This window comes from Citrobacter sp. UYEF32 (genome assembly GCF_040546205.1).
In the GTDB taxonomy this organism is placed as follows: Bacteria; Pseudomonadota; Gammaproteobacteria; order Enterobacterales; family Enterobacteriaceae; genus Phytobacter; species Phytobacter diazotrophicus.
Genome location: NZ_JBEPNI010000002.1, coordinates 758,510 through 782,041 on the forward strand (window position 1 = coordinate 758,510; position 23,532 = coordinate 782,041).

The following is a 23,532-nucleotide window of genomic DNA, read 5'->3' on the forward strand; positions in this document are numbered from 1 at the left end:
GTAAGCAATTAAGAAACTAAAGAAATTATTATATTAAAGACATGTATTCGGCAAAAACGACAACGAAAATAATGTCCGATAAGAATTCTCAAATTTCACTTTTAAAGTTTGGAGTTTATTTATGAGCCATTACTCGCAAATTCTCACCCCCTTTACACTACCGAATGGTACAGAGCTTAAAAATCGTCTGCTGATGGCACCCATGACCACCTGCACAGGCTATTTTGACGGTACGGTCAGCAGCGAGCTTATCGAGTACTACCGTGAGCGTGCCGGGGCTATCGGGGCGGTGATTGTTGAATGCTGCTTTGTTGACAGCCTGGGCCTCGCATTCCCTGGCGCCATCGGGATTGATAACGATGCAAAAGTGGCGGGGCTGGCGAAAATTGCTGACGCCATTAAATCCAAAGGATCGAAAGCTATCCTGCAGATTTACCACGGCGGCCGTATGGTCGACCCGAAACTGATCGGTGGTCGCACACCGGTTGGCCCAAGCGCGCTGGCGGCACCGCGTGACGGCGCGGCTACCCCGGTCGCCCTGACGACTCAGGAAGTGGAAGAGATGGTCGCGAAGTTCGGTGACGCCGTACGCCGCGCCATTCTCGCGGGGTTTGATGGCGTCGAGTTACACGGCGCGAACACCTATCTCATCCAGCAGTTCTATTCGCCAAACTCAAACCAGCGTGATGACGAGTGGGGCGGCAGCCGCGACAACCGTGCGAAATTCCCGCTGGCGGTGCTTGAGATCACTCACAAAATGGTCCGCCAGTATGCGGATGACGCCTTTATCATCGGCTACCGCTTCTCGCCTGAAGAGATGGAAGTGCCTGGGATCCGCTTTGATGACACCATGTATCTGCTGGAAAAACTGGCCGCGCGTGGCCTGGATTATCTGCACTTCTCCGTTGGCGCAACGCTGCGTCCTTCCATTGTTGAGACCACCGATCCTACACCGCTGATTGAAAAATATGTCGCCCTGCGTTCCGAAACCCTGGCCCAGGTGCCGGTGATGGGAGTGGGCGGCGTGGTGAACGCGGCTGACGCACAGGACGCGGTTGACCACGGCTATGACCTGATTGCCGTGGGGCGCGCTTGCATTGCTTATCCGGACTGGACGGATCGCATCATGCGGGGTGAAACGCTGGAGCTGTTCATCGACAGCACCCAGCGCGAAGCGTTGACCATCCCGGAACCGCTGTGGCGCTTTTCGCTGGTGGAGGCGATGATCCGCGACATGAGCATGGCGGACAAAAAATTCAAACCGGGTGTGTACACCGAAACCGTACAGGATGATACCCGCGAGCTGGTGCTCAATATCAGCCTTGAAACCGACCGTATCGCGGATATCGAACTGCTGTCAGGCTCGGGTGATGATGTGGATTTTGTCACCAGCTTTGATGAAATTCGTTCACGCATTCTGACCGCCAACAGCCCGCATGTGGATGCGATTTCCGGGGCAACCAGCCAGAGCGAATCGGTGAAAAAAGCCGTCTCCAAAGCGATGGTGAAATCGGGTAAAGCGCTGGCGCAGGAAGAGGGGGCGGACGACACCACGCCGAAAAATTATGATGTGGTGGTGGTCGGCAGCGGCGGTGCCGGACTGGCGGCTGCGATCCAGGCGCATGACGAAGGCGCACGTGTGCTGATTGTGGAGAAAATGCCAACCTTTGGCGGTAACACCATTAAAGCCTCTGCCGGGATGAATGCCGCAGAAACCCGCTTCCAGCGTGTGAAAGGCATTCAGGACAGCAAAGAGCTTTTCTATCAGGAGACGCTGAAAGGCGGCCAAAACCGCAACAACCCTGAGCTACTGCGTTGTTTCGTGGAACATGCGCCGCAGGCCATCGAATGGCTGGCGAATCGCGGCATTATGCTTAACGACATCACCACCACTGGCGGCATGAGCATTGACCGCACCCACCGTCCGAAAGACGGTTCAGCGGTCGGCGGTTATCTGATTAGCGGTCTGGTTCGTAATGTGACGAAGCGCGGTATCGACGTGATGCTCGACACCTCGGTTGAAGAGATCCTCTGCGAGCAGGGTAAAGTGAGCGCGGTACGTCTGATCAATGACGAAAACGAAACCCTGACCATCGCGGTGAAAAGTGTGATTGTCGCCACCGGCGGCTTTAGCGCCAATAGCGAGATGGTGGTGAAATATCGCCCGGATCTTGAAGGTTTTGTCACCACCAACCACAAAGGGGCGACCGGGGCCGGTATTGCACTGCTTGAACATATCGGGGCAGGCACGGTGGACATGGGTGAAATTCAGATCCATCCGACGGTGGAACAGAACACCTCGTACCTGATTTCCGAATCGATTCGCGGCGGCGGGGCGATCCTCGTTAACCAGCAGGGCAACCGCTTCTTTAATGAAATGGAAACCCGTGACAAAGTCTCCGCGCAGATCATCGCCTTGCCGGAACATTACGCTTACATCGTGTTTGATGAACACGTACGGGCGAAAAACAAAGCGGCAGATGAGTATATCGCCCGCGGCTTTGTCACCAGCGCCAGCTCACCGCGTCAGTTAGCGGAGAAACTGGGGATGGATTATCATGCTTTCCTGGCAACGCTGGAACGCTACAACGGCTTTGTTGAACAGCAACACGACAGCGATTTTGGTCGTACCACCGCATTGCGTAACCCGATTAATGAAGGGCCGTTCCACGCGATCCGCATTGCGCCGGGGGTTCACCATACGATGGGCGGTGTAACCATTAATACTGAGACAGCGGTGCTGAATAAAGCGCAGCAGGTCATTCCGGGGGCGTTCGCCGCAGGCGAAGTGGCCGGGGGGATCCACGGTAGCAACCGCATCGGCGGTAATGCGGTGGCTGACATCATTATTTTTGGTTCACTGGCCGGGCACCATGCGGCAAACTGGGCGAAAGCGCAGGCCTGATGATAAGCCCCGGCAGAGACCGGGGCATTTTTTTAGGAGTGAATATGGAACAGCAAGAAGGTGTCTGGTCATACTCCGCCGTCCTGATGGGATCGCCGATCCTGCTCAAACTGTTCAGCCACAACCCCTCGCTTGCCGCCGACACCTTTCGCCTGATCAAACGCTATGAAGATCTGTTTACGGTCAACCGCACGCCTTCGCAGGTGATGGATATCAATCTGGCCGCCGGGCAGCATCCGGTGGCGGTTAGCCGTCCGGTCTTTGCATTAATTGCCTGCGCGAAGGCGGCAAGCCTGGTCAAGGGCGGCTGCTTTAATCTGGCGATTGGCCCGCTGGTCAAGCGCTGGCGGATTGGTTTTCGCCACGACAACGCCGTACCGCCCGCTGAGGAACTGGCTGCACTGCTGGCGCTGACCGACCCACAAAACGTATTGCTGGACGAAGCCGCAGGCACGGTTTATCTGGCGCGTCCGGGGATGGAGATCGATCTGGGGGCGATTGCCAAAGGGTATATTGCTGACCGGGTACGCGATTTCCTGCGTCGCGAAGGGGTCACGCAGGCGTTGATTAATCTTGGCGGGAATGTACATACGCTCGGCGCGCCACAGGGCGGGTGGGGCATCGGACTGAAAAAGCCGTTTTCGACGGCGGATGCGCTGGTGGGGGTTATCGATGTGCAAGATAAATCGGTGGTCACGTCGGGAACCTACGAGCGCTACTTTGAGGTAGACGGCAAACGTTATCATCACATCCTTAACCCGGCGACGGGATACCCGCTCGACAACGAACTCGACAGTGTGACGGTGATTTCAACCGACTCACTCGATGGCGATATCTGGACCACGTTGCTTTATGGGATGGGGGTGGAACAAGGATGCCAGGCGCTGCGCAACAAGCCGGAGATCGAGGCAATCTTTGTCACAAAAGACCGGCGGGTGGTGGCCTCATCCACGCGTAATGTCCGTTTTACGCTAATGGATGATAGCTACACCTTTACTGACAGTACTGCTTAAGCAATCCGTACTGCTCTTCCAGCAGGCGATAACGATAGACCGGGCGACCCGTCACCCCATAGTGGATGGTGGTAAATAAAATGCCGATCTGCGCGAGCCACATCAAATACTTACGGCAGGAGACGCGGGAAATATTGACCGCGCTCGCCAGCTCATCGGTCGAAAACTCAATATCCGGGTGCGCATCAATCCACTGACAAATGGTTCGCAGCGTCTGCGGAGTAAGCCCTTTTGGTAAGCGTCGGGTATCGGCAACCTCCTGCGGCCCGCCATGGAGCAACCTGTCCACATCCGCCTGTTCGTAATACTGCTGCGCGCTCATCAGTTTCTTCTTTTCCTGCCAGTGGGTCAGGGCTTCTTCAAAGCGCGGAAACTGGAACGGTTTGATTAAATAATCCACCACGCCGTAGTGCATCGATGTCTGAATGGTCGCGGCATCGGAGGCGGAGGAGATCATGATGACGTCGATTTTCCGTCCGCTGGCGCGAATGATCGGGAGCAGCGACAGACCATTATCCTGCTGCATATAGACATCAAGCAGGATCAAATCGATATCCAGCGCCGGGTCGTTAATCATATTTTCGGCCTGACGCAGGGTGGAGGCGACACCGCAGCAGGTAAAGCCAGATAGCCGCGTGGTATAGACGCGGTTTAGCTCCGCCACCATGGCGTCGTCATCGACAATTAATACATTAATCACACGCTCTTCCTCTCACTGTCCCAGGGGAGTTGTACAAAAAATTGAGTAAATACGCCAGGTTCCGACTCCACCGTAATGCTGCCACCGAGATTTTCGCACTGCTGGCGGGCGAGGAACAGCCCGACGCCCCGGTTTTCGCCTTTGGTTGAGTAACCTTTGTAGAAAATGGCATCGATATGTTCCGGGGAGATACCGGGACCATCGTCGCTGACCTCGGCGCTTAACCAGCCGTTTTGATAGTGCAGCAACAGGCCAATTTCGCCATCGGATTGATCGGTCATGGCGTCGAGGGCGTTTTCAATAAGATTACCCAGAATGGTTACCAGCGCCGTCACCTGTTGCTGGTTGGGGTTATCCGGCACCAGGGATTCATTCGCCAGGGTCAGGATAACCCCGGCCTCTCTGGCACGATTGATTTTACCCAGCAGAAAACCTGCTACGACGGGCGTCTGTATCTGATGCTGCAGGGTGCCGATGTCGTTCTGATAACCTTCTGCCGTCTGTAACACATACTCTTCGAGCGTGTCATAACGCTTCATGTTGAGCAGGCCGAGGATCACGTGCAGCTTGTTCATAAACTCATGGGAGTGGGCGCGGAGAGCATCCACATAATTGACCATCCCGTCGAGACGTTGCAGTAGCTGACTGATTTCGGTTTTATCCCTGAATGTGCTGACCGCGCCAATGACCCCATCCTGGCCGCGCACGGGCACACTGTTGCACAGCAGCAAATGCCCGTTGCAGCCGATCTCCTGATCGGACAGCGGCTGTCCGCTTTGCAACACGGTTTGCAGGTCGGCAAACAGCGGCGTGTGGCGAATATCGCGGGTGCCGTGGTTATTGGTGCTGAGCAACATCTGGCGCGCGGCCTGGTTGGCGAGGGTGATATTGCCCTCGCGATCAACGGCAATAACCCCCTCTTTGAGCGATTGCAGCATGGCCTGGCGCTGTTCAAACAGGGTGGAGATTTCATAAGGTTCCAGACCAAAAAGAATACGCTTGAGCACCCGGACCAGCGCCCAGATACCAAGCGAGCCGACCATGGCGCTAAAGAGCATGGTGAGCAGCAATCCCCAGCGGCTGTGGCTTATCTGTTTATCCACTTTACTGAGCGAGATACCGATGGCGACCACGCCGATTTGCTGGTGCCGGGCATCAAATACCGGTGTAAAGACGCGCAGCGCCTCGGCGAGGACGCCGTGGTTGACCGAGACATTCTCCCGGCCATGCAGGGCGGGGATCAGATCATCACCAATAAAGTGTTTGCCAACTTCACTGGCCTCGCGATGTGATAAACGGATGCCGTCCATATCGGTCACGACGACAAACAGCAGATCGTTTCTGCGTTGTACCGCCTGGGCAAGGTCCTGCACCGTTTGGCTCCCGACAGGCATCGAGAGCGCGCGTTTGATCTCCGGTTCATCGGCAAGGGTGCGTGCAACGGCCATCGCAGTGTCCTTCACCCCTTCCCGGGTGACATTAGCGATCTGGACAAAATAGAGCGCGTAAACCACCAGTAACACCGAGCCAATAACGCTGCACAGCATCAGCGTAACCAGGGTACTGAGTTTCATGGTGCGTTTGCGCGAAGCAGGATGTGGATGCCTTCCGTTCACTGCGGCCTCAAAATCATTCACAGAAAGAGGGTAATTATCGCCGAAGGGGCGCATATCTCAAAGCGGCTAACGGCTTGTCACCTTTGAATTTATCCCCTCAGTTACGTGACACGTCTCGCAAGGCAATTATATGAATCGCTTTATAGTAGGGCAGGATAAATAAAAAGGAGGTAATGATGAGCACTTTGTTAACGGTAGCGGCGAAAGCGCGACGTAATGACCGGACAACGGAGATAGACAGACTCTCAACAGACGATGTCCTGCAACTCATTCATCAGGAAGATGTCGCTGCTCACGACGCGGTGGCGCACTGTTTGCCTGATGTAGCGAGAGTGGTTGAGCATGCCGTGGCGGCACTCAGTCGCGGCGGGCGAGTTGTCATTATCGGGGCCGGTGCCTCTGGCGAACTGGCGCAGCAGACGATTAATGATTTTGCCCCGGACAGCCAGACACAGGTGCGTTGCATTGCGGTTAATGACACGCATGCCGACGACTACGACGGCGGGATTGGTGCCCTACAGGCGATAAATTTTAACCACAATGATGTGCTGCTGGCGCTCACGCTAAGCGGTAAAACGCCGTGGGTATGGGGCGCGCTGCGCCAGGCCAACGAGACCGGCGCAATGGTGGCGGTACTCACTTCCGATCAACATAGCGAAGCCGCAAGCCTCGGGGATATCGTGATTGCGCCGCCAACGGGCGCGGAAGTGGTTGCGGGCTATGGGAATCCCAAAGCACGGCGCGCGCAGCAATCTATTCTGACCATGTTAACGACCACGCTTGCCATCCGCAGCGGCCGGGTATACAGCAACCTGCGGGTGGATATTCCGGCGACGGAAAATAAATGGCAGGAGCGCCAGATAGCGATCGTGATGGCGGCCAGTGATTGTTCACGCAAAGAGGCAAAAGCGGCGCTGGCAAGCTGCAATCAGCAGTGCAAAACCGCCATTCTGATGCTGCTCAGCGGCATGGATGCGTGGGATGCGAGCGAAGCACTACAGCGCAATAACGGCCATCTGCGCCTGGCGCTGAAAGAGAAGAAAGGGTGAGTTTCGGGCCACACGGCGCAGGTCATGTAGCCTGCGTTGTGGAGTAAAACTGTGAAAAGCTGAGGAGCGTGGGTAAATCCACGCGCCTCAGAAGCGCAAGACCGTGTGATAAAGAAACGGCTGCACGCTTCAATTCATTCAAGAAGAGACACGCGCGAATGCGTGTCATGATTCCAGCTAAAAAGCACCAGATGCCAGAGTCCCGGTGCTTTTCGGGAAGGGTCAATTAACCCCTTTATCCCAAGCGACGTCAGACGGTTACGCACATTCCACGACCGGGGGACACCGCCTTCACGCACGATTTCCTGCCAGGGCGCAATGGCATCATTCAGGTCAATACCTGCGGCGAACAGCGCCTCAGCATTTCTGAGATCAATAATTTTATCGCTGGTAACACTAACCCTGACGATTTCAAGGTTGCGACTTCTGTTACCGCTGTGCGACTGCATGGCCGCTTCTACCCCTTCTGGCGAGGAACTGAGGTACAGCGTGGGTTGATGACTGTCTGAATACCTGCCCGGCGCTCTGGAACCCGATAACGCAAAATGCCGATATGCGGGATCAATGGCCCGGTAAAAAACCCCATCGATATTCGTTAAATAATTTGTCAGATCCATACGTTCTCTCATTTCTCTTCTGAGAAATACCCTCTACTGCGGGCGCCCGTCACCCATCTGGTTTGCCTGCCAGCGCTGGTTATGCCTGGAAAGCACAAAAAGCGGCAACAGTCGGTTAGCGTGAAATACTTATGGCAGCGCCAGATGAGCTTTATGTTCATCAAATAATGCAATTAAGTGGTCGGCAACGACTCTGACCCGTCGTGACCCGGCTAAGTCTGAATGCATCACCAGCCATAACGGCTGATCCACACCAGGATCGGGATTAACGCAGTGCAGACCGTTTTTCCTTGCCATAAAGTGCGGCAAAACGCCTAAACCGAGACCCGCTAAAACGGCGGAAACCTGTGCCGCGAGCGTGTTTGCTTCCAGCCTGCATGGCCTGCCGCGAAGCATTCTCGTTATCCAGCGCGCCGCAGGCAGATGTTGGTGTGATTCCGGCCAGCCTATATAGTGCGCATTTTGTAACGAGACTCCCGCGGGCCCGCCAGATACTTTTTTAAGATATGCCTCAGCGCCGTATACGCCAAATCCCACCGTTCCCAGACGTTTTAGCGTCAGATTTCCGCTCTCTGGCTTGACCATGCGTATCGCTAAATCGGCATCTCTGCGATGCAGATTAACTGACTGCACGCCGCTGAGCACTTCCACCCGCAGTTCAGGATAGTTGTTCATCAGCCCTTCCAGCGAGGGCAGGATGAAATGCGTAGCCAGGTTGTCCGATGTTGCCAGCCGGACAAGCCCTGCAACATTACCCTGTAGTTTAGCTTTCTCGCCAAAAGCGAGCCCCGCGTATTCCAGCGCTTCCGCCTGCTCCAGTAGCGCTTCACCATCATCCGTTAACCGGTATCCGCTCTGATGCCGGCTGAAAAGCGGCACGGACAGCGACTGCTCAAGCCTGTCCAGCCTTCTTGAAATCGTAGCGATGCCCATTTCCAGAGCTTCTGCTGCGCCGCTCAACGTCCCCGCGCGGGCGATGGCCAGAAAAATGCGCGTATCGTCCCAGTTAAAATTGGCACTCATAGTTTTTCCGTTTATGGAAAACGGCTCTCCATTTTCAGGTCTGTTTTATCGATTTTAACAAGTTAATACTGTCGTTCCCATAAGGAGATAAACATGAAAAAACCAACATTAACGCCATCGCTCAACCTGGCTGCCATCCCCATTGCCGGACCTTGATGCGCTGTTCAAGAAATGAAAAGCGCGGCTGCCTGAAATTACTTACCAAAAAACGCCTCAGTCACATTTCCACTTTTTTTAAGAGTATTTATTTTATGAATGAAACGGCTGTACACGTAAATTTCGTGCCGGTGCGCGCCTGGCTGGCAGTTACCGTACTTGGGATCAGTGCATTTTCAATCGTGACAAGCGAACTTGCGCCGGTTGGTATGCTCAGTACCTTAGCAAAGGATTTGAATCAGACTGAATCCGGGGCGGGTCTTGTCGTAACCGCCTATGGCTGGGTTGGTGCGCTCGCAGCGCTGCTCTCCGGCGCGATACCCGCACGCATTTCCCGCAAGGCTCTGCTTGTTGGCCTGATGCTTATTCTTGCTTTGTCCTGTATGGCTGCAACTTTTTCTTCTTCCATGAGCACATTTATGAGTGCGCGCATGGCCGGGGCACTTGCGCACGGTGCGTTCTGGGCAATGATTGGCATAGTGGGCGCGCAGCTTGTTCCGGCGCAAAAGCTTGGGCTTGCCACCTCAATCATTTTTGGCGGCGTCTCGGCAGCCAGCATTCTGGGTGTACCTCTTTCGAGTTTTATTGCAAGCATGGCCGGATGGCGTAATGCCTTTATGCTCATTTCGCTGCTGGCGCTGGCTGCCGCCTGTGCATTATTCTGGACGCTTCCCGCACTGGCAGCGCCGCAGCCACTAAGGCTGCGTCTTTACTGTGGGCTATTCAAAAACCCCGTGCTCATGTCCCTGTATTGTGCAACAGCCTGCATTATTTCGGCCCATTTCGCGGCCTTCACCTATCTGGAACCCCTGTTGATGAAGGTCCATGGCGTACCGGCTGCTTCCGTCTCGGGTTTGCTGCTGGTGTTCGGGCTTTCTGGCCTGGCAGGGAATGTCATTGCCGGTAAGCTGATTGACCGGCATCTTAAAACGCTTATTTTCACGTCACTTCTTTTGAGTGCCCTCGCACTCGGTATGCTTGGTATGAGTAGCGTCGCACCTCTTCCTTTCTGGTTAATGGGGATACTGCTTGCCTTGTGGGGGGCGGGTATTTCGATTGTATTCGTCGGGTTACAGACGTGGTTGCTTCATAGCGCCGGCGAAGCCGCACAACCGGCGTCAGCCATTTATGTCGCAATTTTTAACGCAGCGATTGGAACCGGCGCGCTTGCGGGTGGCCAGGTGTTAGCCGTGACAGGCTTTCAGGGGCTGGCGTTACTGGCAGCAGGTATTATTGTGGGCAGTATGATGCTTGTACTGGTGTTGAAAAATCCCGTGAAAATGCACCAGGGAAAATGCGACTGCTGATAAAAACGCGGCGATGGCATAAGGGACGCAACAGACTTGCGCCCCTTACTTTAATAATTAGCTTTGACAGAAACGGAGCCGGTTGCCAAAGGGATCATGGACTTCCATAACCTCTCCCCAATCCTGCTTGATGATTTCCGGGCGACCGTAACCATAATGTTTGTCGTGTAGTTCCTTTCTGAACAACGCAATATTGTTCATCGGGATAAATATCGTTGCGCCTGGGGTGGCGTCACCGTGATGTTCAGAAAGATGCAACTGCAAACCATCGCGGACGATGCCCATATACAGGGGTAAGTCGGGTGCAAAACGGTGTTCAAACTCAACGCTGAATGACAGAAATTCAAGGTAAAACTCCTGTGCTTTTCGGATATCAAAAATTCGCAGGATGGGTATCGATTTACTGAACTGAATTTGAGACTCGGGAACCTGCGGACGTAACGATGCCGCCGCCGTGTTCCAGTCTCTAAAGCCTAACTGATGCGAAACCATTTCGAGTGCGGTGGAGTAAGAGATCGTCTGCTCATGTAACGCAAGAGAGGCTTTTAACTTTGCAGCCATGTGTTTGGCTTGCTCGATAGAAAACATAATTGCTCCTGTCGTCAGGAAATGAGGGTGCTCGCATTACCACATCCCGACCATCAAGAGTGGTTGAATCAATGAAGTTGAGAACAAACATGCTTTCACCTTTTCCCATCGGGAAGCGAGCGGCAGGCAGCATGAGCCCTGAAAAAGAATACCCAGACCCTGGACATTCCTCAAGCTTTCGGGGGCGTATGAAGAGGGCGGCTACCAGTCCAGGTAGGTAGGGGTAATAGATATCAGATGCAATAAACACAGCGCCCGCGTCTTGCTCACCGCAGATCTGACGCCCACAGAGTGCGAGTAGATGATGTTGCTTACATCATGATAAGTTGATTCAGGATGAGTAGGTCACCGAAGCCAACACCTTTACGTAAAAAGGAATGTCAGATGGATTTAGAAACCGCACGTCTAACGCTTGAACCTTATAATGACTCACACTACGAAGGCTTAAGAAGGATGGATAGCGATACCCGTGTGATGCGTTATATCAACCAGGGTATTGCTAAAACACCCGAAGAGACCTGGGAAGGTATCAGACGTGTCCAGGCCCGTTGGGAGCAATACGGGTACTCGTGGTGGGTAATCAAAGAAAAAGCGTCCGGGGAGATCGTTGGTGCAGCCTGCCTCCAGCACCTGGCAAATGTGGATGGCGCGCCGTTAGAGATAGGCTGGCGACTCGTCCCGGAACATCATGGCAAAGGTTATGCGACAGAAGCTGCTAAAGCGATTATTGCTTTCGCGGTAGAGCGAACAGGCACAACGTATCTGGTTGCTGTTGCCGATCCTGACAATATCCCCTCGCATCGCGTTATGCAGCGCTTAGGGATGACGTATAAGGCAATAGAACAACATTATGATGTGCCCTGCGTCGTTTATGAACTTACGCTTCAACGTTCTGAGTAAGGGTTATTAATCATTCTGGGGAGGCGAATATCCTTTCGCTCCTCTTCATAGCAGACAAGGTTGCGCTGTCGACGGGCATGTGTGTGCCAGACGCAGATGCTATTTCTGGCACATCAACGCAAGCAGTGAATCTTTGAGATACCCCTCCAGCAGAGATGCACAAATGCGTGTTTCATATGACATCATGCCCGCCGGTGGATGAAGCAGCCAGGCAGTAAAAGGCGGGACCGTGTAGTGGCTTAAAAGGGGGATTAGCGCCCCCTTTTCCATTTCGTTTTTGCAAACCGGAAATTGCAAAACACCGATGGCATGACCAGCTAATAACCAGGTGAGGACACTGCGCCAGTGGGTGGACTGAAATTTAACGTCAACGGGAACGTTAATGGGTTGGGCATCAGCATTGATCAATGGAATGCGATGGCTGGCAAATACGCCAGAAACAGCAGCAAATGGATAACCAGCCAGCGCATCCGGAGAGTCTGGATAACCCATTCTGGCCAGCAAAGCAGGGGAGGCGAGCAAGACTCTGCGCACGCTACCAAGTGGACGGGCGACAAAAAAACCTTCTGAGACCTCTCCCAGCCTCAGTGATAAATCCACCCCCTCCGTGACAGGATCGATAACGCGGTCATTAAAAATGACATCGACCTGTAGCCCTGGATGTTCGTTCTGAAGCTGCAACAGTGCAGGCATCAGCAGGCTTTCCCCGGCAGAATAGGGCGCCGCAATACGGATTTTGCCTTGCAGCCCCTGATTTTCTTCACTCACGGAAAGCGCGTGCTCTGCCGCCTGAATGGCCGCTTTGCTTCGCTCATAAAACAGATTACCGCTATGCGTCAGAGACATGTTCCGCGTGTTGCGCCTTAGCAAACGCGTACCAAGATGTGCTTCCAGTTTATCTATTCTTTCACTGACGGCGGGTTGGCCAATGCCAAGATCGCGGGCTGCAGCCGACATGCTGCCCCGCTCAACGACCCTGATGAATATGCGCATTGCTGAGAAGAGATCCATTTAGCAATTATATCGGTTTTACCGATAAATGTAATTCGACACAGGTATCTACTGTTCTTCTGCGAAATGATGAAAACTCAATGCTCAGGTAAGCGTTAAGCAAAATAGTAATCTATTTCATTAAGTTATTGGTGGAAGGTAATTATGTCAGATATCAGGCTTTTCATGTTCCAGTCAGGAACGCAGCAATGCAAATATCAGCATATAAGGATGAATCAGGGCGTGGGAGAGAATTATGAAATTCCCGTCCCCTGGTTCCTGCTGACACATCCGGATGGTTTTACTCTGATTGACGGTGGTCTGGCTGTAGAAGGATTGAAAGATCCTTTTGCCTATTGGGGAAGTGCGACAGAGCAGTTTAAACCGGTGATGTCAGAAGAGCAGGGCTGCCTGGAACAGCTTAAAAGGATTGGCATCGCCCCGGAGGATATCCGCTATGTGGTACTGTCCCATTTACACTCCGATCATACGGGGGCGATTGGCCGTTTCCCACATGCCACTCATGTGGTTCAGCGGCGAGAGTATGAATATGCCTTTGCTCCTGACTGGTTTACATCTGGAGCCTACTGCCGACACGATTACGATCATCCTGAACTTGACTGGCTTTTTCTCGACGGCTTATCAGATGACAACTATGACCTTTACGGTGATGGCACGTTGCAGTGTATTTTCACGCCAGGGCATTCACCGGGACATCAATCTTTTCTCATCAGATTACCCGGCGGTACATATTTTACGCTGGCGATTGATGCGGCTTACACCTTAGATCATTACCATGAAAGGGCGCTCCCTGGCCTGATGACATCCGCCACTGATGTCGCTCACTCTGTCCGCAAGCTGCGTAAGCTTACCGAGCGATATAACGCGATATTAATACCCGGTCATGACCCTGAGGAATGGAAAAAAATCAGGCTTGCACCCGCCTGGTATAGTTGAATCATTGCTCGCTCTGTAGTAGTGCATTGAATTTGGCCACCCTGAACAGATGTGATAAGCTCATGTCGGAATAATACAGGTGCCCTGATGAAAAAAGGAATTTCAGTGCAGCGTTGAAACGTAAATTCGTTTAGCTAATTATTGTTCAGAACTACACCGTGGCTGAAACAGCCACTGCAACAATAACCCAGGGAGTCGGGCAATTACGGGGCGAGCGGTAGGGAATTAATATAAAGGTGTTTAAGCGCCTTTTAATGTCCCAGAGCCAAACCATAACTATTTCATGTTTGGCTTAACGATTTGATTATTTCAGAAGCGAACTGAGAGATTAATTCATTGCTGTGTTCGGATAGTAACGAAAAACGAGGGAGTTCGGCGATAAGACGCTCTCTGGTTGGCTCGAAATAGTCGGGAGCATGCGGCCCTGTCTCTATACAGCATTGGGCGAATCCCCATAAGATGTCGAGTATTTCAACCGTAAGTAACTCATTGGCGCTATCAAGAATCTCTAATATAAATGGAAGGGCAATATATCCCGCTGGCGCCATAGAAACATGCTGATGACAGAGTCCGCACCAAAGCTTATGACTGGCGCTCATTGCTGACTCGTGATCGTCAGATGCTAATTGTAATAATAGCTCAGGAACATCGTTTGCGGGTCCATATGCTGTACAGGATGAATTCCAGTTTATAGCATAGATTCTTTCCTCCAGCGATGCATTATTCATCGGTAATTTCCTTTGTTCTGAATGAGTATAATCAACAGTTTTTCCGCATTAACGATAATGTAACCAAAATTCGTGCTATTAAAATAAATAGCCTTAAGCGCACCACTGCTATTATAACCATTTGGCGGTTCTAAAGTCAGCATCTAACTCGATAGCTGTTTTAAGGAAAATCCACACCTCACACATATTTACTTACGTTAATGTTCTTCATCTCACTTGGTGGATTAAGGATCTTAAGTCATTAATACAGGGACTGTCAGCGTTAGCGTTTTTACCTGTCAGTACGCAACTGCAAAGCGCTATATCTCCAGGCCAATTAAGGATATCTTCTGATGCGCAGCCGTTTTATAACCCACGCAGTATCTTTCTTTTTGCCATTGACAGGCTTCATCATAAGTTTATCGGGGCACGCAGAATCTTTAACGGACAGGGCCGAATATCAACAGATAAGCGGGCTTATCAGGGAACCTCTCACGCTGTCCGTCACGTTAAATAACGGCCAGCCTGCAATACTTGATGCTTTTGTCACACGTCCGGTTAGCAAGAAGCCTTTGCCGGTTGTGTTAATCACCAATGGAACTACCGGTAAGGCTGAGTTTGACCGCTGGACGCTTAACCCAAACCGGTATTCCTCAACAGCAATCGCGTTTGCACGCCATGGATATGCTGCAGTGGTCGTCCTGCGGCAGGGATATGGTCAGTCCAGTGGCGCTGCGGAATATGCAGGACACTCGTGCATTCAGCCCTTTCATCTGCAGGCCGGAGAGCAGGACATCCAAAATATGGTTGCGGCGCTTAACGCTGTGCGCCGGAATTCATGGGCATCCGTTGATAATGCGATGCTGGTTGGTATGTCCGCCGGTGGATTTGCTGTTATCGCAACGGGCGCCACAAATCCGCCTGGCGTAAAGGCAGTGATCAATTTTGATGGCGGCAGAGGGGCCATCGACGGGAAATCTCTCTGTGATAAGACGGGGCTGATGAAATCGTATGCGCAATACGGAAAAGCAGCGAAGATCCCTTCGCTGTGGCTGTACGCAGAAAACGATAAGTCGTTTCCCCCGGATACAGGCCGAGAGATGTTTAATGCCTATCAGCAGGGTAAAAGCCCGGCCCGGTTCGTCGTCATGCCTCCTTATGGGAAGGATGGTCATGTCTTTATGGATTCTGCGCCGGAGAGTTTCTGGTGGAATACCGTCGCTACTTTTCTTGAGGAGTACCATCAGCCGTTTCAGGAGATAATCAGGCTTCCCATCGTAAATCTCATTGAACCGCCAGCCCTCAATGCTGCCGGAAAAAAAGCCTTTTCCGAGTATGAAACAACGCAGCGATATGAAAAAGCCTTTGCCACCGATCCGGACGGAGACTGGGGCGCTGCATACTGGGCCAGAAACAGTCAGGAAGCTGCCGCAACGGCGCTTAATATCTGTACAAAGGAACAACGCAAAGGGGCACCTCAATGCACTCTGTACGCTATCAACAATAATTACGCCGCAGAGAAAAGACACTGAAATAAGCGGATAGAACCGCGGTCCTGGACCAGCGAGGCTGACACCAGTCTGTTTGCGTCATGCATAAAAATCAGGTTTCACTCTGAACTAACGCGATGGTGTCGTTTTTTTCCCGGCTGCCTCATCGAAGGCTTTTCGGGACGCCTCAATATCCTGCCATGTATCCCTGATCCAGTCGGTGAATCCGGCGAGGGGTTTTAGCATCGAACGACCACGGTCAGTGAGCTGATATTCCACCCTGGGTGGAAGCTCCGGGTAATAATAACGGTTAACGAGACCATCTCGTTCCAGGTTGCGTAGCGTCAACGTCAGCATACGTTGTGAGATATCGGGAATGCCGCGTCGGATGGCGCTAAATCGCAGGGGGATATCAGGCGAAAGCGACAGCAGCGAAATAACAAGAATGGTCCATTTATCACCCAGCCTTTCCAGCACACTCCCTGGGGCACACGGCGTCAGTTTCGGTCCGTCGGGTGTTTCAATGATCGGCCTGCCATTAATCTCACGCGCCATAACTTTTTCTCCGCTGAAGGCTCCTGATAGTTACTTCTGTGTAACCAGGGACCAAAAATGTGCCGTCTTGTGGAGGAAATCATAATAGTTCCATACTGTGACCTTCAATAGTTACTATCGAGAACTTTCATGAACAAAACAGCAGAATTTCTTGTTTTTGGCGCCACCGGACAACAGGGCGGGGCGGTGGCGAATGCGCTACGGGCGGCGGGCCGTGAAGTCAGGGCCTTTGTGCGTGATCCGCATAGCGAAAAGGCGCAGGCATTGATGGCGGCAGGTATCACGCTTGCCGTCGGTAATCTTTTTGACAGGGCTTCCATTGAGCGGGCAATGGTGGGCATCAAGGGGGTTTTCAGTGTTCAGACCAGCTCTCCGCAGGGAGAGATAAGTGATGAGCAGGAGATCATTCAGGGAAAAGCCATTGCAGACAGTGCCCTGGCGGCCGGAGTCAGCCATCTTGTTTATTCTTCGTCCGGCGCGGCGGGGAAAGGCCCTACAGGTATGGGGCATTTCGACAGCAAGTCGGAAATAGAAAATTATGTCCGCTCTTTGCCACTTTGCTGGACGATCACGCGTCCGGCCAGCTTTATTGAAATGCTGATGCTGCCCGGTATGGGGCTGAACACCGGGAATTTTTCCTTCTTCATGCAGCGTAACCAGCCGATGCAAATGATTACGCTGGACGATCTCGGGCGTATCAATGCCCGTATTCTGTGTAACCCGCAACCGTTCGCCGGAAAAGTGCTGGAAATCTCCAGCCAGACGCTGACAGGGGAGGATCTGGAGCGTGCTTTCTCAAACGCCGCAGGTTTCCCCATCCACTATCAGCGCTTTCCCGACGCACTATTAACACAAAACAGCTTCCTTCGTCGGCTTACCGAACTGGTAGACAATGGCATTGTCGCGGGCGTTGCTGATATTCCGGCACTGGAAAAGATGTTCGGTGAAATGATGAAATTGGATCAATGGCTTACGGGACCCGGAAGACAACACTTTCAGGCCGCACTTAACGCCCCACAGGCTGAAATCGCGCTACGATAAACCTTTATCGACAACGCTCTGGCTCACCGGCCACGTTATTCCAGCGTGGCCTTTGCTAACGGCACATCCGACGTCGCGCCCCCCGCCATCTGAGCCGGGACGGCGCGAAAGGAGTTCATTGAGATTGCATAGCCATAAGTTTGCCGGAAACGCACCGCGAACAGCAATCAGAAACGGTATGTCACCTTCAGGCTTCCGGTGGGCGATGTTTTTCGCTGAACAATGGGGCTATTACGTGCATCCCCCGTTAATTGCGTAAAGCCAGCTTCGGTAATCACGCTCCAGTCCTGATTAATCTTGTACGTCCAGTCAATATTCGTGGACCAGGCATAAATGCCGGAACCGGCATCATATCGTGTAAAGCCCGATGCGGCCGACTGCGATGCGCTTACCCCGTAGTATGTCTGCATATACTTGCTCGTCCCCCAACTGCCGGTTAGCGCCAGCGTCACGGCATTGCTCGATGACTTATAGAGCGGGCTGACAATGCCGAAATGCAAAGCCGTACCATTGTCTCGCTCAGAAAGGGGCACCTCAGCCTGCAATTGCACATTAAGCCAGTCGGTCACCTCATACCCCAGGGTCGGCACACCGATAGCTGAACCTTTGATATCGCCCATACCGCGCAAATAGTCGCTGCCGCCGTTTATCGAGCCGCTGTCCACGTCACGATCCTTACGGCCTGCGCGGTAGCTCAGCGCTGCGCTGTAGTTAAATTTGCCGATGTTGTTGCCGTAACCGAGACCGCGCTGAGCGCTGACGAAGAAGCCATTTGCAATAGCGTAATCAACTACCAGGGCAGTGGTGACACGACTTTTATCCGAACCCGAATAGTAGGGCGCAACATCCACACCTCCACCCAGGGTCAATTCGTTGCTCTGTTTCTGTTCCGCCGCCAGTACCGGGGTGGTCAGTAATGCCAGGACAACGCCCGGCACCATTTTTTTCAGGCTGCGGCACGGAAATGAACAGGGGGACTCAGGATGCAGGTTTCTGTTTTTCATTAAAGAAGTCCTTGTTGATTCAACTGATTACAAGACAAACGGTTGTTAATCGCCAGAATGCTCAGTGTGAATGCTTACCCTAAAGTTCTCATGAGCCAAAAATGAAGAAATGCTGAAGCAAGTGCCAGTGCTGCAAACCTGATGGATTTCCTGCTACCGTCTTTTCTTCAGACGATCTTCATTCACTGTTGATACAGTAACCATTGTGAAAATTCTCCTAATCGAAGACGACCTGGATCTGGGCAACGGTGTGCGTATCGCCCTTGCAGATCAAGGGTTTGATGTCATATGGGTTCGCCGCAAAGAGGAGGCGCTGCATCAGATCGATGCCTGCGTGCCGGAACTCGTGTTGCTTGACCTTGGGCTGCCCGACGGTGATGGCATGAGCCTGATGACGTACATGCGTCAGCAGCTCAAAGGGATCCCCGTCATCATCCTGACTGCGCGAGGCACCCTGCAGGATCGCCTGAGCGGGTTGGATGCCGGTGCAGACGACTATCTCGTCAAACCTTTTGTTCTGGCCGAATTGTTGGCCAGGGTGAGGGCGCTTGCGCGCCGCAGTTACGGTTTTCAAAATGAGGTGATAGAGATTCGGGGGTTAACGCTTCATGTGCCGACCCGACGCGTGACAGTGAGCGAACGTCATATTGAATTGACGGCCAGTGAATACGCGCTGCTTGAAATTTTAATGTTGCGCACCGATCGCGTGCTGACACGCAGGTTTCTGGAAGAGAGGGTATTCGGCGCAAAAGAAAATATGAGCAACGCGCTCGATGTGCATATGGGCAATTTGCGTCGCAAAATTGGCGAAGGCTATGTGCGAACGGTGAGGGGCGTAGGGTATGTCATTGATACCGTGCCTATCCAGAAAGGGGAAGGTTGATGCGAAATTTCTGGCGACAACTGAGAACCCCAACGCTCGTGCGGCGAATTATGGTCGCTCAGATGCTCCTGCTTACACTGCTTTGGTCTCTATTTCTGACCTTCGTCTTGTGGGAGGACTTGCGCAGCCCCTCGATACTCACGGGCAGTAAGACCTACGACGCCGTTTTTACCCTGGTTCAGAGTATGGACGAGCGACCCCAGGAGCGAACCGCCGTGCTTGACGCGTTCAGCAAGGCGTTGCGGGAAGGTTATGGCGGCGGTGAAGATCCTGAACTCTCAATCAGCCTGATTGTTCGCAAGAATAAAGCACTCATTTATTCATCCCCTGGCGCGCCGACAGGGGTGATAAATACCCGGTTTGGGGAGATTCAGCGTATTCAGAGCGAAGGGCGCGCCTGGACTGGTCGTACGCTCAAGTCAGACAACGCTGACGTGGAGGTAACGCTTGTTACCCCTGCCGCAGGCTGGAATTTCTTTTTTTATCTGAACTCGCGTGGCTACTACATATTGCCGCTGCTGGTGTGCATTCCTTTTCTTTTGTTTCCAGCGTGGTTATCCATCCGTATTGCGATGCGCCCGTGGAACAAAGTGGTTAATGAAGTTTCCTTACGACCATCAGACGATCTCTCGCCCTTAAAAGAAGTGCCAAAGCACAAGGAGCTTCGCCAGATGGTTGATGCGATCAATATCTTTCTTGCCAGGGTGCGGGAAAGCACGGAACGGGAACGGGTATTTATTGCCGATGCCGCTCACGAGTTACGTACGCCGCTCGCGGCGATGCGTATCAATGTTGAAGCGTTGCAGTCCTATGTCAGCAGCGACAGGCAACAGGAGTTGCTGGCAGGGATTATTCGCAGCAATAGCCGTGCGGCGCGTCTCGTTAATCAGTTGCTATTGCTGATGCACAGTGAAGCGCGCATTGACACGGTAATGGCGCCTGTGCCGCTGACGACGCTCATACAAGAGCGTATGGCGGCGTTGTCACCGCTGGCGGCTGAACGCGGGATTGAGCTTGAATTTTACTCCCATGACGAAACCTGGGTGACCGGCGTCAGGGAGCGCCTGATGTCGCTTATCGACAATGTCATTGAAAATGCCGTGAAGTACAGCCCACAGGGCGGACGGGTTGAGGTAGAGGTCCGAACACGCGATGAATCCACGCAGCTACGTGTCTCAGACGCCGGCCCCGGCATTCCCGTCGAATTGAGGGAGCGCGTATTTGATCGATTTTTTCGCGATCCCAGGCAGATGCAAAGCGGAAGCGGCCTGGGCCTGGCCATCGTCAAGGCGGTTGCCCAGCAACACAACAGCAGCGTAAGCCTCAGTACATCTGCAGAAGGTGGACTGATGGTGACGATTGACTTCCCCAACCCCCAGGGACGCCTGAAACACAACATCTGATCCCTGCCTGGCGGAGGGCCTCTACCAGAACAATGGAGTCGAAAGTGAAATACCTGTCTCTGGCAACACTGTTCTTTTCAATCTTCATGAGCGGGTGCGCCATCACTGTCAGTGATTTAAAAAGCAGCCAGTCATCTTTTGATGGCAGTTTTACCAGCCAGACGGGGCCCTCCGATACCTATAGAACCTTACGGCACATGGCAAGGCAGTGCCTGGAATATGAGGCCTATTCAGGAAATCCGGTTATCGTATTAAGTGAGTTTGACGCGGAGCACAAAGAAGGTGAGATCAACCAAAAGTTCCTTGCGGATGGACTGTTGATTAACAACACGCTTATTCAGGTGGAAAGCCTGGGTAGCGACAACGCGAAGGTCAGCTTATATACCACCAAGAACATCCTGAGCGTGGGGATCCGGTCGCCAAAAATAGGTGATATCAAGCGCTGGATCGGCGGGGATAAAACGTGTTAGCTCAACACGCTTGTAGAGATTCAGGCTTGTTCTCAGATGGCGTGGCGGGTCGTCATGCTGTTTTGACTTATTTAAACTCAGCGGATTAACCCCGCCAGCAATATCAGGATCGCAAGATGTGTCCGGCTAATGAAAACAGATTTTGCCTGTGCTGGTATTTCAGGAAGAAGAAAAATACCCGCAGAATATCCGTTTCTCGCTCATTTCTCCGCTGACATACGCAGGGCCAGCCAGGCCCCCCAGAACAAACTGGAAAAGAAGCGAATCGGGGCCTCAAATCCGGCGCCAAAGAGTAAGGCAAAGACATCATCTTCTGACCGTGGTGGCTCTGCGCCCTGCAGAATTTTGTTCATTTTAGACTGGACCTCTTCGGGTTCAGCGCCATTCATTCGCCAGCGATTTGCCCATGCGGCCATCAGCACGGGTTGCGATGCGTAAGCGCGATAGTTTCCTGCAACGACCAGCGGGGCATTCGGTTTCAGGCGCATCGCAATCTGGGTCAGAATATCGTGTTTTGCCTCATCGCCTGGCAGATGATGCAACACGCCAATCATAATGGCGGCATCGAAGGCGGGGGAGGCATCCAAATCAGAAACCGCACCGGGAACAGCTTCAACGCGGTCGGCTATTCCGGCACTGGCGATATTGGCACAGGCAAGATCGAGCATTGGTTGAGAGGGATCGACGGCGACAAAAGACCAGCGTGGCTCCAGTGTCGCAGCGGCGATGATCTCCCCGGCTGTTCCTCCGGCCCCCACCACCAGCACACGCGCAGGCTTCGCTTCACCCAGCGCGGCAGCGAGCATACATGCAGAAAGTTCGTGGCAGGCATCATATCCGGCCAGCGCAATCCGGCTTTGTTGGGCGTATTCCCCTGCGCGAGTGGCGTCGAATTTAGCAGCAGAATCTTGGGTCATGGCATCTCCAGACAGTCATCCAGGTATTAGGTCATTCTCTCTCGTTGACGTAGAATAAAAGATTCTGGGTAATAAAGTTCGACAAAGACATGATTGAAAGTCTGAATATTCCACGAAGATATGATCGTCTGACGGCCTTCCTGCACGCTTTTCCGCTCCATGTGGAACAGTGCGATTCGCCAACGTCGGCAAACCTGCTGATTATCGATGTGAATTGCTCAGGCGGGCCGACCCATTTGCTCTACCGCGCCAGAACATCGGGTGGCCTGCCTGCCGGGGCGACGCTGTGTGCCGCCGCAAGGGTTGATTTTGGCGGCAGTGCGAACCCACTGGTTAGCGCATTACCGGACGAGCTGTGCTTTTCCATGGCGGAGATGCCGCAATTACTTGGCCTGGCTGAACTGATCGTGGCGGAGTACGATGTGAATCGTTGCGGTGGCGGTGCCGTCCAGACCCGGTTGTGCGAAGTCGTGGTGGTATTAGCCATTCGTCGGGCCATCGCGCAGGGAACCGTGGATGCAGGGCTGTTAGCGGGACTTGCCCACCCTAAACTGCACAGGAGCCTTGTCGCTATACACGATGATCCGGCGCGGAAATGGCAGATCCCCGACCTGGCTGCGATTGCCGAAATGTCCCGCGCGCAATTTATCGAGGTGTTCAGGAAAACGGTCGGCGCCTCGCCGGGGGCGTACTTGACGAACTGGCGGTTAGCGCTGGGCGCGGCCAAATTACGATCCGGACGGAGCGTTAAATCCGTCGCCGCGATGGTGGGCTTTGGCAGCGCTGAGGCATTCTCGCGCGCATTTATGCGTAAATTCGGTTATTCGCCCGGGAAGTGCAAAATGCAAGGAAACCATAACGACACGGCATAAGCAGGCTGGTCTGCCGCAATCCGCCATTGTGGTTTCGTCATGTGTGACCCCATTCAGCTACTGGCTGGTTTATTCATATCTCTGAGGGGGGCTGGAATGTCTCAAATGACGCTTCACTTTCAGTGAGCCAGTCAGAGTGCGTCATCCGGTGCGGCTGGTGGGCTATCCGGCTCCCAGGAAATAATATCGCCGGGCTGACACTGCAGCGCCTCACAGATTTTTGCCAGCGTATCAAAACGAATACCTTTAACCTTCCCGGACTTGAGCAGCGAGAGATTCTGCTCGGTGATGCCCACAAAGGCTGCCAGCGCTCTGGACGTCATTTTCTTCTCTACCAACACTTTGTCCAGATGAACCACGACAGCCATA

23 protein-coding genes are annotated in these 23,532 nt (G+C 53.1%); 12 read left to right on the plus strand and 11 right to left on the minus strand.

The annotated features are described in order from the left end of the window. Positions 1-121 precede the first annotated feature (121 nt). Together ABIB59_RS08015 and ABIB59_RS08020 are read left to right on the plus strand one after the other, a co-directional pair. Positions 122-2,905 carry a flavocytochrome c gene (locus tag ABIB59_RS08015; RefSeq protein WP_354034863.1) on the plus strand — a complete coding sequence of 928 codons (2,784 nt, stop codon included), beginning with the start codon at positions 122-124 and terminating at the stop codon, positions 2,903-2,905. Positions 2,906-2,949: 44 nt separating this feature from the next. After that, entirely contained in the window at positions 2,950-3,918 is a 969-nt protein-coding gene (locus ABIB59_RS08020; protein ID WP_079496627.1) for an FAD:protein FMN transferase, read from the plus strand. Here ABIB59_RS08020 and dcuR read toward each other — a convergent pair. Both dcuR and ABIB59_RS08030 read right to left on the minus strand, forming a co-directional pair. Next, entirely contained in the window at positions 3,899-4,618 is a 720-nt protein-coding gene (gene dcuR, locus ABIB59_RS08025) for a two-component system response regulator DcuR (RefSeq protein ID WP_039079337.1), read from the minus strand. The genes ABIB59_RS08020 and dcuR overlap by 20 nt on opposite strands. Further along, the gene (locus ABIB59_RS08030) at positions 4,615-6,192 is read right to left on the minus strand and encodes a sensor histidine kinase (protein ID WP_052249278.1); all 1,578 of its coding nucleotides are present in this window, start codon (positions 6,190-6,192) and stop codon (positions 4,615-4,617) included. Before ABIB59_RS08030 ends, dcuR begins: the two co-directional genes overlap by 4 nt. A gap of 218 nt (positions 6,193-6,410) precedes the next feature. On the opposite strand from ABIB59_RS08030, the gene ABIB59_RS08035 reads away from it, so the two are divergent. Continuing rightward, on the plus strand, positions 6,411-7,283 hold the full coding sequence (locus tag ABIB59_RS08035; RefSeq protein ID WP_354034866.1) for an N-acetylmuramic acid 6-phosphate etherase: 873 nt from the start codon (positions 6,411-6,413) through the stop codon (positions 7,281-7,283). Between the two features lie 134 nt (positions 7,284-7,417). Here ABIB59_RS08035 and ABIB59_RS08040 read toward each other — a convergent pair whose 3' ends face one another. Then, on the minus strand, positions 7,418-7,900 hold the full coding sequence (locus tag ABIB59_RS08040) for an RES family NAD+ phosphorylase (protein ID WP_354034868.1): 483 nt from the start codon (positions 7,898-7,900) through the stop codon (positions 7,418-7,420). Positions 7,901-8,029: 129 nt separating this feature from the next. Beyond that, positions 8,030-8,923, minus strand: a complete 894-nt coding sequence (locus tag ABIB59_RS08045; RefSeq protein ID WP_317086583.1) for a LysR family transcriptional regulator — start codon at positions 8,921-8,923, stop codon at positions 8,030-8,032. 251 nt (positions 8,924-9,174) lie between these two features. On the opposite strand from ABIB59_RS08045, the gene ABIB59_RS08050 reads away from it, so the two are divergent. After that, complete coding sequence (locus tag ABIB59_RS08050; RefSeq protein WP_354034870.1) at positions 9,175-10,386, plus strand: MFS transporter; 1,212 nt, start codon at positions 9,175-9,177, stop codon at positions 10,384-10,386. Between the two features lie 57 nt (positions 10,387-10,443). On the opposite strand, the gene ABIB59_RS08055 is transcribed toward ABIB59_RS08050, so the two are convergent. After that, complete coding sequence (locus tag ABIB59_RS08055) at positions 10,444-10,974, minus strand: glyoxalase superfamily protein (RefSeq protein ID WP_107224359.1); 531 nt, start codon at positions 10,972-10,974, stop codon at positions 10,444-10,446. Between the two features lie 384 nt (positions 10,975-11,358). Between ABIB59_RS08055 and ABIB59_RS08060 the strand changes: the two genes are divergently transcribed. Continuing rightward, positions 11,359-11,874, plus strand: coding sequence for a GNAT family N-acetyltransferase (locus ABIB59_RS08060; RefSeq protein ID WP_071194852.1), 516 nt, complete (start codon positions 11,359-11,361; stop codon positions 11,872-11,874). Positions 11,875-11,973: 99 nt separating this feature from the next. Here ABIB59_RS08060 and ABIB59_RS08065 read toward each other — a convergent pair whose 3' ends face one another. Continuing rightward, entirely contained in the window at positions 11,974-12,867 is an 894-nt protein-coding gene (locus ABIB59_RS08065; protein ID WP_354034872.1) for a LysR family transcriptional regulator, read from the minus strand. A 159-nt stretch (positions 12,868-13,026) separates the two neighbouring features. Here ABIB59_RS08065 and attM point away from each other — a divergent pair, with 159 nt between their 5' ends. Then, positions 13,027-13,821 (plus strand): AttM family quorum-quenching N-acyl homoserine lactonase, encoded by a 795-nt coding sequence (gene attM / locus ABIB59_RS08070; protein WP_335257824.1) that lies wholly within the window; start codon positions 13,027-13,029, stop codon positions 13,819-13,821. Positions 13,822-14,102: 281 nt separating this feature from the next. Here attM and ABIB59_RS08075 read toward each other — a convergent pair whose 3' ends face one another. Beyond that, entirely contained in the window at positions 14,103-14,549 is a 447-nt protein-coding gene (locus ABIB59_RS08075) for a hypothetical protein (protein ID WP_354034874.1), read from the minus strand. Between the two features lie 332 nt (positions 14,550-14,881). On the opposite strand from ABIB59_RS08075, the gene ABIB59_RS08080 reads away from it, so the two are divergent. Then, entirely contained in the window at positions 14,882-16,060 is a 1,179-nt protein-coding gene (locus ABIB59_RS08080) for a dienelactone hydrolase family protein (RefSeq protein ID WP_354034876.1), read from the plus strand. Between the two features lie 87 nt (positions 16,061-16,147). Here the strand turns inward: ABIB59_RS08080 and ABIB59_RS08085 are convergent, their stop codons facing one another. Beyond that, complete coding sequence (locus tag ABIB59_RS08085) at positions 16,148-16,573, minus strand: winged helix-turn-helix transcriptional regulator (protein WP_165158780.1); 426 nt, start codon at positions 16,571-16,573, stop codon at positions 16,148-16,150. 129 nt (positions 16,574-16,702) lie between these two features. On the opposite strand from ABIB59_RS08085, the gene ABIB59_RS08090 reads away from it, so the two are divergent. Continuing rightward, on the plus strand, positions 16,703-17,614 hold the full coding sequence (locus ABIB59_RS08090; protein ID WP_354034878.1) for an NmrA/HSCARG family protein: 912 nt from the start codon (positions 16,703-16,705) through the stop codon (positions 17,612-17,614). A gap of 167 nt (positions 17,615-17,781) precedes the next feature. On the opposite strand, the gene ABIB59_RS08095 is transcribed toward ABIB59_RS08090, so the two are convergent. Next, positions 17,782-18,618: a MipA/OmpV family protein gene (locus ABIB59_RS08095; RefSeq protein WP_354034880.1), complete on the minus strand. Its 837-nt coding sequence runs from the start codon at positions 18,616-18,618 to the stop codon at positions 17,782-17,784. A 205-nt stretch (positions 18,619-18,823) separates the two neighbouring features. Between ABIB59_RS08095 and ABIB59_RS08100 the strand changes: the two genes are divergently transcribed. The 3 genes from ABIB59_RS08100 to ABIB59_RS08110 are packed head-to-tail and all read left to right on the plus strand — an operon-like array spanning position 18,824 to position 21,374. Continuing rightward, the gene (locus tag ABIB59_RS08100; RefSeq protein ID WP_110294866.1) at positions 18,824-19,501 is read left to right on the plus strand and encodes a response regulator; all 678 of its coding nucleotides are present in this window, start codon (positions 18,824-18,826) and stop codon (positions 19,499-19,501) included. Beyond that, positions 19,501-20,904, plus strand: coding sequence for a sensor histidine kinase (locus ABIB59_RS08105; protein ID WP_354034882.1), 1,404 nt, complete (start codon positions 19,501-19,503; stop codon positions 20,902-20,904). The genes ABIB59_RS08100 and ABIB59_RS08105 overlap by 1 nt, the downstream gene beginning before the upstream one ends. Before the next feature lie 32 nt (positions 20,905-20,936). Next, on the plus strand, positions 20,937-21,374 hold the full coding sequence (locus ABIB59_RS08110; RefSeq protein WP_354034884.1) for a hypothetical protein: 438 nt from the start codon (positions 20,937-20,939) through the stop codon (positions 21,372-21,374). Positions 21,375-21,574: 200 nt separating this feature from the next. Here ABIB59_RS08110 and ABIB59_RS08115 read toward each other — a convergent pair whose 3' ends face one another. Next, positions 21,575-22,291, minus strand: coding sequence for a class I SAM-dependent methyltransferase (locus tag ABIB59_RS08115; RefSeq protein WP_354034886.1), 717 nt, complete (start codon positions 22,289-22,291; stop codon positions 21,575-21,577). Between the two features lie 89 nt (positions 22,292-22,380). On the opposite strand from ABIB59_RS08115, the gene ABIB59_RS08120 reads away from it, so the two are divergent. Further along, on the plus strand, positions 22,381-23,163 hold the full coding sequence (locus tag ABIB59_RS08120) for a helix-turn-helix transcriptional regulator (RefSeq protein WP_110294868.1): 783 nt from the start codon (positions 22,381-22,383) through the stop codon (positions 23,161-23,163). A 131-nt stretch (positions 23,164-23,294) separates the two neighbouring features. Here the strand turns inward: ABIB59_RS08120 and ABIB59_RS08125 are convergent, their stop codons facing one another. Then, entirely contained in the window at positions 23,295-23,531 is a 237-nt protein-coding gene (locus ABIB59_RS08125; protein ID WP_039079320.1) for a helix-turn-helix domain-containing protein, read from the minus strand. Between the last annotated feature and the right edge of the window lies 1 nt (position 23,532).